General features: G+C 67.9%; 10 protein-coding genes. 4 read left to right on the plus strand and 6 right to left on the minus strand.

Annotated features, from left to right (window positions below; genetic code table 11):
• Nucleotides 1-115: 115 nt before the first annotated feature.
• The 6 genes from urtE to AB5S17_RS11770 form a co-directional block, all read right to left on the minus strand.
• Nucleotides 116-811, minus strand: coding sequence for an urea ABC transporter ATP-binding subunit UrtE (gene urtE, locus AB5S17_RS11745; RefSeq protein ID WP_369239484.1), 696 nt, complete (start codon nt 809-811; stop codon nt 116-118).
• 319 nt (nt 812-1130) lie between these two features.
• Entirely contained in the window at nt 1131-1898 is a 768-nt protein-coding gene (urtD, locus tag AB5S17_RS11750; RefSeq protein ID WP_369239736.1) for an urea ABC transporter ATP-binding protein UrtD, read from the minus strand.
• 253 nt (nt 1899-2151) lie between these two features.
• The gene (gene urtC / locus AB5S17_RS11755) at nt 2152-3315 is read right to left on the minus strand and encodes an urea ABC transporter permease subunit UrtC (protein WP_369239486.1); all 1164 of its coding nucleotides are present in this window, start codon (nt 3313-3315) and stop codon (nt 2152-2154) included.
• A complete protein-coding gene (urtB, locus tag AB5S17_RS11760) occupies nt 3312-4931 on the minus strand; it encodes an urea ABC transporter permease subunit UrtB (RefSeq protein WP_369239488.1) in 1620 nt (539 codons plus the stop codon). The genes urtC and urtB overlap by 4 nt, the downstream gene beginning before the upstream one ends.
• A 116-nt stretch (nt 4932-5047) precedes the next feature.
• Nucleotides 5048-6367, minus strand: a complete 1320-nt coding sequence (gene urtA / locus AB5S17_RS11765; RefSeq protein WP_369239489.1) for an urea ABC transporter substrate-binding protein — start codon at nt 6365-6367, stop codon at nt 5048-5050.
• A gap of 250 nt (nt 6368-6617) precedes the next feature.
• The gene (locus tag AB5S17_RS11770) at nt 6618-7130 is read right to left on the minus strand and encodes a MaoC family dehydratase (protein ID WP_369239491.1); all 513 of its coding nucleotides are present in this window, start codon (nt 7128-7130) and stop codon (nt 6618-6620) included.
• 227 nt (nt 7131-7357) lie between these two features.
• Between AB5S17_RS11770 and AB5S17_RS11775 the strand changes: the two genes are divergently transcribed.
• The 4 genes from AB5S17_RS11775 to AB5S17_RS11790 all read left to right on the plus strand — a co-directional run bounded on the left by AB5S17_RS11775 (nt 7358) and on the right by AB5S17_RS11790 (nt 13174).
• Nucleotides 7358-8137 carry a TetR/AcrR family transcriptional regulator gene (locus AB5S17_RS11775; protein WP_369239493.1) on the plus strand — a complete coding sequence of 260 codons (780 nt, stop codon included), beginning with the start codon at nt 7358-7360 and terminating at the stop codon, nt 8135-8137.
• Nucleotides 8138-8429: 292 nt separating this feature from the next.
• Nucleotides 8430-10205, plus strand: coding sequence for an N-acetylglutaminylglutamine amidotransferase (locus AB5S17_RS11780; protein WP_369239495.1), 1776 nt, complete (start codon nt 8430-8432; stop codon nt 10203-10205).
• Between the two features lie 6 nt (nt 10206-10211).
• On the plus strand, nt 10212-12020 hold the full coding sequence (ngg, locus tag AB5S17_RS11785) for an N-acetylglutaminylglutamine synthetase (RefSeq protein WP_369239497.1): 1809 nt from the start codon (nt 10212-10214) through the stop codon (nt 12018-12020).
• The gene (locus tag AB5S17_RS11790) at nt 12020-13174 is read left to right on the plus strand and encodes an osmoprotectant NAGGN system M42 family peptidase (protein WP_369239499.1); all 1155 of its coding nucleotides are present in this window, start codon (nt 12020-12022) and stop codon (nt 13172-13174) included. The genes ngg and AB5S17_RS11790 overlap by 1 nt, the downstream gene beginning before the upstream one ends.
• Nucleotides 13175-13221 lie beyond the last annotated feature (47 nt).

Below are 13221 nucleotides of genomic sequence, written 5' to 3' on the forward strand. Positions count from 1 at the left end.
CGATCTTTTGCACCGCCACCATTCCAGCGTGCAGCGCAGCATCCGCAGGAGCGCGGCCGCATCGCGCCCGCCGAACCGGTGCGGCCCCTGACGGCGCCCCGGGCTTCGGCGTCGCCTAGACGGTCAGGTGCTTGCGCACCGCCGGGTCGTCCAGCCCTTCGGCCGGACCCTCGAAGACGATCTCGCCGCGGTCCATGATGTAGACCTTGTCGGCGAGCTCCCGGCAGAAGTCGAGATACTGCTCGACGAGGAGGATCGCGAGGCCGGAATTCTCCTTCAGGAAGCGGATCGCGCGGCCGATGTCCTTGATGATCGAGGGTTGGATGCCCTCCGTCGGCTCGTCGAGCACGAGCAGCTGCGGCCGGGTCACCAGCGCGCGGCCGATGGCGAGTTGCTGCTGCTGGCCGCCGGACAGATCGCCGCCGCGCCGGCCGAGCATGTCCTTCAGGACCGGGAACAGCTCGTAGACATGGTCGGGGATCGACCGGTCGGACGCCTTGACCGGGGCAAAGCCGGTTTGGAGGTTCTCCCGGACCGTCAGCAGCGGGAAGATCTCGCGGCCCTGCGGCACGAAGCCGATGCCGCGCCGGGCGCGGGTATAGGATGCCTCGCGCCCGAGATCGTGCCCGTCGAGGCTGATCGCGCCGCCCCGGATCGGCTGCTGGCCGACGATGGCGCGCAGGAGCGAGGTCTTGCCGACGCCGTTGCGTCCGAGAACGCAGGTGATCTCGCCCTTGTTGGCAGCGAGCGAGACCTTCCGCAGCGCCTGCGCCGCGCCATAGTAGAGATCGACGTTGGAGACGGTCAGCATGGAGACGCGCCTCCCACGGTCGTCATCCTCGGGCCCCGTCCCGAGGATCCAGAGGCGGTTGCCGCTGCATTGGCTGCTTCCGCCCCCTGCGCTGCAGACCAATAGCGCCCGACGATCTCTGGATTCCCGGGACGGGGCCCGAGAATGACGAGGCGTCGGAGTGTGCGCCTGTCGTTCCTTCGCCCCGGCATAGCCGACCTCCCTTGCGGACCGAGTTCTCGAAAAGGCTTTTCTCGTTGTTCGGAAGCGCCAGCGACCAGCCCGCCGATGACGAAGCTGCGGCGGAGGCGACCGCCCGGCGTCATGGAAGCAGCAACCATCATCGTCCCAGATACACCTCGATCACCTTCGGGTCCGCCGAAACCTGGTCGAGCGGGCCTTCCGCCAGCACCGAGCCCTCGTGCAGGCAGGTGACCTTCACCCCCAGCGCACGGACGAAGTGCATGTCGTGCTCGACGACGACGACCGAGCGCGTCTCGGCAATTTCGCGCAGGAGCCGCGCGGTCTCCTCGGTCTCGGCATCGGTCATGCCGGCGACCGGCTCGTCGACGAGCAGGAGCTCGGGATCCTGCGCCAGCAGCATGCCGATTTCCAGCCACTGCTTCTGGCCGTGGGAGAGGTTCGCGGCGTGCGCCCGCCGCTTCGCCATCAGCCGCGTCGTCTCGAGGATCGCCTCGATCCGCCGGCGCTCGGCCTCGTCCTTGCGATGGAACAGCGCCCCCAGAACCGAGCGCGAGCCGGCGAGCGACAGGCGGATGTTGTCCTCCACCGTATGGCTCTCGAAGACCGTCGGCTTCTGGAACTTGCGCCCGATGCCCATCGAGGCGATCGCCGGTTCGTCGTGAGCGGTAAGGTCGATGTCGCCGTTGAAGTAGACGTCGCCTTTGTCCGGCCGCGTCTTGCCGGTGATGATGTCCATCATGGTGGTCTTGCCGGCACCGTTGGGGCCGATGATCGCCCGCATCTCGCCCTTCTCGATCACCAGCGAAAGGTTGTTGATCGCCTTGAAGCCGTCGAAGCTCTTGGTGACGCCGTCGAGATAGAGCAGCGTGTCGCGGCGCGCCCGGCCGGTCGATTGCGCCGCCAGCAGCCGCGCGCGTTCGGTGGCGTAGGGATGCGGCGAGACGAGGATCGGCTCCGCAGCCAGGCTCGCGTCGATCTCCCCGGCCGGCGGGTTCGTTTCGGCGACGGCCGGCGCGGCAGCGTCGGCACCGGCGGCCCGCGGCCACACCGCGGACGGCGGCGGCAGCTCCGCTTCGCGCAGAAAGGCTTCCGCCGGCTCGCGCAGGCCTTCCCCCTCTTCGACATCGGACGCCGGTGCGGACGTGTTTTCCATGGTGCTACTCCGCCGGATTCGGCACGGCGGCGGGATCGTCGTCCACCGCCTCGCCGGCCTCGCGCGCTGCCGCGCGCCGCCTCTGCCGCCACGCGTTCCAGCCGTGGTCGATCGTGCCGACGATGCCGCGCGGCAGGATCAGCGTGACGAAGACGAACAGGGCGCCGAGGACGAACAGCCAGTATTCGGGCGCGAGCCCCGTGAAGACGCTCTTGCCGTAGTTGACGAGCAGCGCCCCGATCACCGGCCCGAGCAGCGTGCCCCGGCCCCCGACCGCCGCCCAGACGACGATCTCGATCGAGTTGACCGGCGCGAACTCGCCGGGATTGATGATGCCGACCTGCGGCACGTAGAGCGCGCCGGCGATCCCCGCCATCACCGCCGAAACGGTGAAGGCGAACAGCTTCACATATTCCGGCCGCCAGCCGATGAAGCGCGTGCGGCTCTCGGCGTCGCGCACCGCGACCATCAGCTTGCCGAGCTTGGAGCGGGTGATCCAGCCGACGAGAAGGACGCCGAGGGTGAGCGCGATGCAGCTCGCCGCGAACAGGCCGGCCCGGGTCGTATCCGCCTGGATCGGGAAGCCGAGGATGTCCTTGAAGTCGGTCAGGCCGTTATTGCCGCCGAACCCCATGTCGTTGCGGAAGAAGGCGAGCAGCAGCGCATAGGTCATCGCCTGGGTGATGATCGACAGGTAGACGCCCGTCACGCGGGAGCGGAAGGCGAAGAAGCCGAAGACGAAGCCGAGCAGGCCCGGCACCAGCAGGACCATCAGCGCCGCGAACCAGAACTCTCCGAAGCCGTGCCAGTACCACGGCAGCGCCTTCCAGTTCAGGAAGACCATGAAGTCCGGCAGGACCGGATTGCCGTAGACGCCGCGGGAGCCGATCTGGCGCATCAGATACATGCCCATGGCGTAGCCGCCGAGGGCGAAGAAGGCGCCGTGGCCGAGCGACAGGATGCCGACATAGCCCCAGACGAGGTCGAGCGCGAGCGCGAGCAGCGCGTAGCAGACATACTTGCCGAGCAGCGGCACGAGATAGGACGGAACGTGGAACGGGCTCGCCGGCGGCAGCCAGAGATTGGCCATCGGCACGAGCACCGCCGCGGCGAGCAGCGCCGCGACCAGGATCCAGACCCGCGCCCCCAGGAACTTCAGAAGGATCATGCGTCCACGAACCTTCCCTTTTGCGCGAACAGCCCGCGCGGCCGCTTCTGGATGAACAGGATGATCAGCACGAGCACGACGATCTTGCCGAGGACGGCGCCGGCATAGGGCTCAAGGAACTTGTTGACGACGCCGAGCGTCATCGCCCCGACGAACGTCCCCCAGAGATTGCCGACCCCGCCGAAGACGACGACCATGAATGAGTCGATGATGTAGCCCTGGCCGAGATTGGGCGAGACGTTGTCGATCTGGCTGAGCGCGACGCCGGCGATCCCGGCAATGCCGGAGCCCAGCGCGAAGGTCATGGCGTCCACCCAGGGGGTGCGGATGCCCATCGCCGCGGCCATCTTGCGGTTCTGGGTGACGGCGCGCATCTGCAGGCCGAGCGGCGTCCGGTTGAGGACGAGAAGGAGCGCGGCGAAGACGATCAGCGCGAAGACGATGATCCACAGCCGGTTCCACGTCACCGACATCAACCCGACGTCGAAGGCGCCGGACATCCAGTCCGGATTGCCGACCTGCCGGTTGGAGGGCCCGAAGATGGTGCGCACCGCCTGCTGCAGGATCAGGGACACGCCGAAGGTCGCGAGCAGCGTCTCCAGCGGCCGGCCGTAGAGGAAGCGGATGATGCCGCGCTCCATGATCAGGCCGACCACGGCCGAGACCAGGAATGCGAGCGGCAGGGCGATCGCCAGCGACCAGCCGAACAGGCCGGGCATCTGGTGGCGGATCGTCTCCTGCACGAAGAAGGTAGTGTAGGCGCCGAGCATCACCATCTCGCCATGCGCCATGTTGATGACGCCCATGACGCCGAAGGTGATGGCGAGGCCGATCGCGGCCAGCAGCAGCACCGAGCCGAGGGACAGGCCGTACCAGACGTTCTGCAGGACGTCCCACATCGCGATCGTCTGCCGGATTGAGGCGCTCGCGGTCTCTGCCGCCTTGATCACCGCCGGATCCTTGCTGGAGGCAGCGAGGCCGCCGACCATCGCCAGCGTCTCGCGGTCCGCCTTCGCCGAAAGCGTCTTCACCGCCGCGATCTTGTCGGCTGCCGGTCGGTCGGATTTCAGCACCGCCGCGGCACGCGCCTCCTGCAGCCGCTGCCGGATCGCCGCGTCGGTCTCGGCCTTGATCGCAGCGTCGAGCATGCCGATCTGCGCCGGCGTCACCGTGGAGAACAGGGTGTCCGCGGCGGAACGGCGCTTGGCCGGATCGGGCGATCGCAGCGTCAGCGTGCCGAGCGCGTCGGTGACGGCGCTGCGGATGGAATTCTTGACGCGAACCTTGGCGAAATCGCTGGAGGTCGCCTCGCCGACCTTGTCGCCGGTCATCGGGTCGAACAGCTCCATCGTGCCGCGGCCCTTGCCGATGAAGACCTTGCCGTCGGCCTTGCGGTAGACGAGATCGCCGTCGGAGAGCGCGTTCAGCGCGCGGGCGACCTTCGGGTCGCCGGTCGCGGCCAGCGCCTTCACCGTCGCCTCGGTGTCGTCGAAACTCTTCTTGCCGCCGAAGCTCTGGACGAGCGCCGCCGGGTCCTGCGCCTGCGCATGGGCGGCGAGCGGGAACGCCAGGAGCGCCAGGATCAGGGCCAGGATGGGCCGCACCGATCTGGTCATGCCGTCTTGCCTGTTCTGTCGTGCCCCGAACCGTCGGGGACCAGCCTCATTCGAAGGTGAGCGGGGCGGCGCCGGCCGCCCCGCTGCGCAAGTCTCGCCTGGGAGGACAGCGAGGCTTACTTGGCGGCCGCGGCCTTCTCGCCAGCGCCGCCGCATTTGCCGGTCTTCGTGTTGAAGTTGCCGCAGGACAGGGGTGCCCGCCAGTCCGAGATGAGCGGCTTCGACTCCGGCAGATAGTCGGACCAGGCGTCGCCCGGAACGAGGCCGGGGGTCTGCCAGACGACCTGGAACTGGCCGTCGTCCTGGATCTCGCCGATGAACACCGGCTTGGTGATGTGGTGGTTCGGCATCATGGCGGAGTAGCCGCCAGTCAGGTTCGGCACGGTGACGCCGACCATCGCGTCGATCACCTTGTCCGGATCGGTGGTGCCGGCCTTCTCGACCGCCTTCACCCACATGTTGAAGCCGATGTAGTGGGCCTCCATCGGATCGTTGGTGACGCGCTTGTCGTTGCCGATGAACTTGTGCCACTTCTGGATGAAGTCGTCGTTCGCGGGCGTGTCGATCGACTCGAAGTAGTTCCAGGCGGCGAGATGGCCGACCAGCGGCTTGGTGTCGATGCCGGCGAGTTCTTCCTCCCCCACCGAGAAGGCGACGACCGGAATGTCCTCGGCCGAGATGCCCTGGTTGGCGAGTTCCTTGTAGAACGGGACGTTGGCGTCGCCGTTGACGGTCGAGACCACCGCGGTCTTCTTGCCGGCCGAGCCGAAGTCCTTGATCGCCGAGACCTCGGTCTGCCAGTCGGAGAAGCCGAACGGCGTGTAGTTGACCTTGATGTCCTCGGCCGGAACGCCCTTGGACTTCAGATAGGCCTCGAGGATCTTGTTCGTGGTGCGCGGATAGACGTAGTCGGTGCCTTCCAGCACCCAGCGCTTGACGCCCTCGTTCATCAGGTAGTCGACCGCCGGGATCGCCTGCTGGTTCGGCGCGGCGCCGGTATAGAAGACGTTGCGCTCGGATTCCTCGCCCTCGTACTGGACGGGGTAGAAGAGGATCGAGTCGAGCTCCTTGAACACCGGCAGCACGGATTTGCGCGACACCGAGGTCCAGCAGCCGAAGACGGCCGCGACCTTGTCCTGGCTGATCAGCTCGCGCGCCTTTTCGGCGAACAGCGGCCAGTCGGACGCCGGGTCGACGACGACGGGCTCGAGCTTGTGGCCGAGCAGGCCACCCTTCTTGTTCTGCTCGTCGATGAGCATCAGCATGGCGTCCTTGAGCGTCGTCTCGGAGATCGCCATGGTGCCGGACAGGGAATGCAGGATGCCGACCTTAATCGGCTCGCCCTTGAACTGCTGCGCGTTGGCGCTGCCGATGCCAACCGTGCCGATCAGCGCGGCGGCCGCCATGCCCTGCAGCCACTTCATGGATGATCTCATACGCTCTCTCCAGTCGGGTTCCGCCCGCTCTGCGGCGGGGCGAAACAGACGGAGCAAGCGCCGTGCCAGAGGCAGCGGCGGGGCGAGAATCCCGGGCGTGACGAGGAAGGCGGCCTGTGCGGCGGGCTTGCGGCGCTCGCTCCTAGCTCAGCGGAGTGATGAATCGTTAGGCACCTAGGCAGCGCGCAAGAGTTTCCGCCCAACGATTAGGCGGATGCCTCCGAAGCAGTCAGCCGCGGCAGGGCGCGGATCAGTCGGCCGGCGGCTCGACGATCGCCAGCGTGATCCAGTGCGCGGTCAGGGCGGGCTTGGCGGCACCCTCGATCTCGATCGCCGCGTCCCAGGCCGTCTGCAGGCTGACCGCGCGTTCGGTGAGGCCGATCATCCGGAAGCGCCCGCGCACCCGCGCGCCGGACTTGACCGGATTGAGGAAGCGGACCTTGTCGAAGCCGTAATTGATGCCCATCCGGGTCCCCTCGACGCCGGGCAGCGCGTCATAGGCGAGCGGCGAAAGCAGCGACAGCGTCAGGAAGCCGTGGGCGATCGTGCCGCCATAGGGCGTCTCGGCCTTCGCCCGCTCAGGATCGACATGGATGAACTGGTGGTCGTGCGTCGCCACGGCGAAGCGGTCGATCATCGTCTGGTCGACGGTCAGCCAGTCCGACACGAAGGCCTCGCCGTCCTGATAGGCGCGGTATTGCGCCAGCGGGATCAGCCGCTCGCGCAGCTTCGCCTCGGTTTCGGCCACCGATGTCAGGGGCATCCTGCCTCCTCGCATGATTCTGTCCGGCCGGTGCGGGCGGACGACGCACTTTCATCTGCCGGGGGTATATGCGGACGAGGTCGGGCAAGGAAACAGTTATCCGTCCGGCCGGCGAGAAGCCTCGTCCGGCGCATGGTCCGAGCCGAGGCCGGCCGCCGCCCCTCGCCTTTCCGGCACCCGGATCCATGCCTGGAATGCTCTCCACGATTGACAGGGATGCTTGCGGAATGCGCACATACCGCATGGTCAAACGCGCGCGCCCGCAAACCGACAGCAATCGCCGCGGCAAGAAGCCGAAGCGGGCGGCCGTGAAGAAGCGCATTCCGCGCGGACAGCGCGACTTCGCCGCCGCCCGGGCGGAGCGGGCAGAGACCGACAACCCGCGCCCACGCATCCTCGACGCCGCCGCGGCCCTGTTCGCCGAACGGGGCTTTGCCGCGGCCTCGATCGACGCTGTGGCCGAGCGGCTGGGTGCGACCAAGGGCCTCGTCTACCATCACTACCGCTCAAAGAGCGACCTCTTCGCCGATGTCTGCGCCGCAACCATGGCCGGCCTCGAAGCGCTGAGCCTGCCTCTCGCCGGCTCCCGCGACCGGGCGATCTCGCGACTGCGTAACCTCGCCGAGGCGCATGCCGGCGACGTGCTCGGCCGCATCGCGTTCCACCGCAGCTTTGCCGAGGCGGCCGCCTGCAATTTCGGGGCCGCCATGGCGCCGCCCGACCGCCAGGCGCTCGCCGCGACCATCGCGGCGAGAGCCGACTACGACGCCCGCTTCGCCGCCGTCATGGCCGAGGCTGCGGCCGAGCGCGACCTGCCGTCCGGCCGCGACACGGTGATGCTCGGCCGCGTCTTCGTCTCGGTGCTCGACGGCCCGGTCCGCTGGCCGCCGGAAGCGGTCGCCGAGATGGCGCCGCGCTTCCCCCTCGTCGCCCGCCAGCTCGCCTATTTCGCCCTTCGCGGCACCGGCGCGTCCGATTTCGCGCTGTCGGAGGAATTCGGCCACTGATCGGGCGGCTTCCCGCCCCTCCTCCCGCGAAGCGAGCCCGACGGGATCGACCCATCGAGGTTGAAGATCGCTCTCGCCATGTGCTCTGTGATGTCGGTCTCGGCAAGGTAGTTCAACCGTCGCGGCGTGCCCGGTGGCAGCATCCGCGATGCATCGGCCGGATCGGCCCCGACGGCGATTCCTGCTGCGCTGCCGAAATTGCTTGCCGCGCACGGGTTCATCTCCGCCGCTCGGCTCTTATATCGGCTTCTTCAGCGAGACCCGATCGGCAAGACAGAAAACCGGAGGCGATATGTGCGGAATTTGCGGTGAGATACGATTCGACGGAGCCTCGGCGTCGCCGGAGCGCATCTCGCGCATGGCCGCCTGCCTGGAACGGCGCGGGCCGGACGGCGCCGGCCAGATCGTGCGCGGCCGCGTCGGCCTTGGCCACCGCCGCCTGAAGATCATCGATCTGTCGGAAAAGGCCGCGCAGCCGATGGAGGACCCGGAGCTCGGCCTCACCATCGCCTTCAACGGCTGCATCTACAACTATCCGGAGCTGCGCCGGGAACTGGAAGGGAAAGGTTACCGCTTCTTCTCGACCGGCGACACCGAGGTGATCCTCAAGGCCTATCACGCCTTCGGCCGCGACTGCGTCAAGCGCTTCCACGGCATGTTCGCCTTTGCGATCCACGAGCGCGAGAGCGGTCGGGTGATGCTGGCGCGCGACCGCTTCGGCATCAAGCCGCTCTATCTCTCGCAGACTCCCGAGCGCCTCTATCTCGGCTCCTCGCTGCAGGCGATCCTCCGGACCGGCGACGTCGACACCGCGATCGACCGCGAGGCTCTGCACCACTACATGACCTTCCACGCCGTCGTGCCGCCGCCGCTGACGATCATCAAGGGCGTGCGCAAGCTGCCGCCGGCGACGACGCGGATGATCGAGGCCGACGGCTCCTTCGACGACGCGGTTTATTGGGCGCCGGATTTCTCGCCGCGGCCGGGCGACGACAAGCTCTCCCCCGACGACTGGCGCGACCTCGTGCTCGACGCGCTGAAGCTCGCCGTCGACCGGCGCATGGTGGCCGACGTGCCGGTCGGCGTGCTGCTGTCGGGCGGCGTCGATTCCTCCCTGATCGTCGGGCTTCTCGCCGAGGCGGGCCAAAAGGACCTCAACACCTTCTCGATCGGCTTCGAGGACGCCAATGGCGAGGTCGGCAACGAGTTCGAGTTCTCCGACCTCATCGCCAAGCACTACGGCACCGAGCACCACAAGATCTTCGTCCCCGGCTCCGAGCTGATGGAGCACCTGCCGGGCACGATCGCGGCCATGTCCGAGCCGATGGTGTCCTACGACAATGTCGGCTTCTACCTGCTCTCGCGCGAGGTCTCCAAGCACATCAAGGTGGTGCAGTCCGGCCAGGGCGCCGACGAGATCTTCGGCGGCTATCACTGGTATCCGAAGATGGCCGGCGCCAACGATCCGCTGGCCGCCTATTCCGGCGCCTTCTTCGACCGCAGCCACGAGACGCTGAAGGGCCAGATCTCGCCGGACTGGCTGACCGAGGAGGATGTCAGCCGGAATTTCGTGGCGAACCACTTCGCCATGGCCGGCGCGACCAACCCGGTCGACAAGGCGCTGAGGATCGACGCCCATGTCATGCTGGTCGACGATCCGGTCAAGCGCGTCGACAACATGACCATGGCCTGGGGCCTGGAAGCCCGCGTGCCCTTCCTCGACCACGAGCTGGTCGAACTCGCCGCCCGCGTTCCCGCCGAGGAGAAGCTGAAGCAGGAGGGCAAGGGCGTGCTGAAGGAGGTGGCCCGGCAGGTGATCCCGTCCGAGGTGATCGACCGCAAGAAGGGCTACTTCCCGGTCCCGCAGCTGAAATACATCTCCGGCCCGTATCTCGACATGGTCAAGGATACGCTCGGCTCGCAAGCGGCCAAGGACCGCCAGCTGTTCCGGCAGTCCTATCTCGACGAACTCTTCGCCAATCCCGCCGACCACATCACGCCCCTGCGCGGATCCGAGCTCTGGCAGGTCGCCCTTCTGGAGATGTGGCTGCAGCAACAGGGGGTCTGAGCCGCAATGGCCGACAACCGGAATCAGCGGCCGTCGAGCGTCGGCCACCGTCTGGAGCGCATGCGCACCAACGGGCTGAAGGGCGCGGCCGGCCGCGAGCGGACGGATATCGAGGGGCCGAGGAAGAACGCCATCCTCGACTGCGGCTGGGGGCGCCTCGTCTTCGCCCAGACCTTCTCGGACCAGCGCGAACTCGCCAACTCGCTGCGCGAGGAAGGACCGGACCGGCGGGACATCGCCTTCTATGTCTCCGATCCCCACGTCCTCCTCAGCCACGCGCCGCAGGAGCTGTTCCTCGATCCCTCGCACAGCTATCGGCTGGACCTGTCGACCTATCGCCCCGGCACGCGGCGCCCGCGCGGCTACTTCATCCGGCGCCTGTCCTCGGAACAGGACGCCACCGAGGTCAACCGCATCTACCAGACGCGGCAGATGGTGCAGGTGCATCCGGCCTTCTTCTGGTCGAACCGCGACAACCGCGCGCTCACCTATTTCGTCGCCGAGGACGAGACCACCGGCGCGATCCTCGGGACGGTCACCGGCGTCCACAACCGCCGCGCCTTCAACGACCCGGACAACGGCTCCTCGCTCTGGTGCCTCGCCGTCGACCCGCAGGCGAGCCATCCCGGCATCGGCGAAAGCCTGGTGCGCCGGCTCGCCGAGCATTTCCAGGCCAGGGGCTGCGCCTTCATGGACCTGTCGGTCATGCACGACAACGACAAGGCCATCGCGCTCTACGAGAAGCTCGGCTTCGTGCGCGTGCCCTTCTTCACGGTGAAGCGGCGCAACGAGATCAACGAGCGCCTGTTCACCGGCTCGGACCAGGGGTTCGAGGGCCTCAACCCCTATGCCCGGATCATCGTGGACGAGGCGCTGCGCCGCGGCATCCATTGCGAGGTGGTGGACGCGGCCGGCGGCTTCTTCCGGCTGACGCAGGGCGGGCGCACGGTGCTGTGCCGCGAGAGCCTGTCGGAGCTGACGAGCGCCGTCGCCATGTCGATCTGCGACGACAAGTCGGTGACGCGGCGCATCGTGGAAGCTGCGGGCGTCGGCGTGCCGGCGCAGATCGACGCCGGCGCGGACGAGGAGGCGATCGCCGCCTTCATCGAGACGCACGGGGCGATCGTGGTGAAGCCCGCGCGGGGTGAACAGGGCCGCGGCATTTCCGTCGGGATCGACAATCTCGACGACGCGCGGACCGCGATCGCGGCGGCGCGCGAACAATGCGAGCGCGTCCTGCTCGAGGCCATGTTCGAGGGCGAGGATCTGCGGCTGATCGTCATCGACTACCGGGTTGTGGCGGCCGCCGTGCGCCGTCCGGCGGCGGTGACCGGAGACGGCCGCTCCACCATGCGCGAGCTGATCGAGCACGTCTCGCGCCGCCGCGCCGCCGCGACCGGCGGTGAAAGCCGCGTGCCGATGGACGCCGAGACCGAGCGCTGCGTGCGAAAGGCCGGCTTCGCCATGGACGACGTGCCGCCAGAGGGTGAAACCGTGACCGTGCGCAGGACCGCCAACCTCCATACCGGCGGCACGATCCACGACGTGACCGGCGAGATCCACCCGCAGCTCGTGGAGGCGGCGGTCGCCGCCGCGCGCGCCATCGAGATCCCGGTCACCGGCATCGACCTGATGATCAAGTCGCCGCACAAGCCGGACTACGCCTTCATCGAGGCGAACGAGCGGCCAGGCCTTGCCAATCACGAGCCGCAGCCGACGGCCGAGCGGTTCATCGATCTCTTGTTTCCCCTGTCGATCCCGTTTTCAGTGCGAGCCGCGAGGAATCAGCAACGGAAGTTCAAGAAGGAAGACTAGTGGCGCGCCTTCCCATCGATTCGCATTACCTGCAGGACCAGCTCCGTGCGCTCCTGAACATCCCGAGTCCGACCGGCTATACCGACACCGTCGTGCGGCATGTCGCCAAGGAGCTCGAACGCCTCGGCTTGACGGTGGAGCTGACGCGGCGGGGGGCGATCTCGGCGCTGCGCCAGGGCTCGCGCCGCGCCTCGGCGCGAGCCGTCGTCAGCCATCTCGACACGCTCGGCGCGCAGGTGAAGCGGCTGAAGGAGAACGGCCGGCTGGAACTCGTGCCGATCGGCCACTGGTCGGCGCGCTTCGCCGAGGGCGCGCGCTGCATGATCTTCTCCGACGCCGGCACCTATCGCGGCACCATCCTGCCGCTGAAGGCCTCCGGCCACACCTATAACGAGGAGGTCGATACCCTCCCCGTCGGCTGGGAGTTCGTCGAGCTTCGCGTCGATGCGCTGGCCCGCGACAGGAACGAAGTGGCGAAGCTCGGGATCGAGATCGGCGACACCGTCGCCATCGACCCGCAGCCGGAATTCCTCGACAACGGCTTCATCGTCTCGCGCCATCTCGACAACAAGGCGGGCGTCGCCGTCATGCTGGCCGCGATCGAGGCGATGGAGCGCGCCGGCGCCTCTACGCCGGTCGACACGCACTGGCTGTTCACCATCGCCGAGGAGGTGGGCGTCGGCGCCGCCTCAATCCTGACGCCGGACGTCGCCTCGATGATCGCGGTGGACAACGGCACCTCGGCGCCGGGCCAGAACTCGGCCGAATTCGGCGTGACAGTCGCCATGGCGGATCAGACCGGTCCCTTCGACTATCACCTGACGAAGAAGCTCGTGCGCCTCTGCCAGGACGAGGACATCCGCTACCAGAAGGACATCTTCCGCTACTACCGCTCCGATTCCGCCTCGGCGATCGAGGCCGGCCACGACGTGCGCACCGCCCTCATCACCTTCGGCGTCGATGCCTCGCACGGCTACGAGCGGATCCATGTCCACGCGCTGCGCTCGCTGGCCGAGCTGATCACCGCCTATCTCACCTCGCCGGTGGAGATCGAGCGCGACCGCAACCTCCATGCCGGGCTGAAGGGCTTCACCCGCCAGCCGGACGTCGAGGCCCAGCAGGAACTCGCCGAGAATTCGAACCCGGCGGAGTAGCGATGCGGCCGCAGCAGCCTCTGGCCTCCGGCGCCGCCTGAGCGGAC

It is taken from the genome of Jiella sp. M17.18 (genome assembly GCF_041027365.1).
In the GTDB taxonomy this organism is placed as follows: Bacteria; Pseudomonadota; Alphaproteobacteria; order Rhizobiales; family Rhizobiaceae; genus VKMB-3413.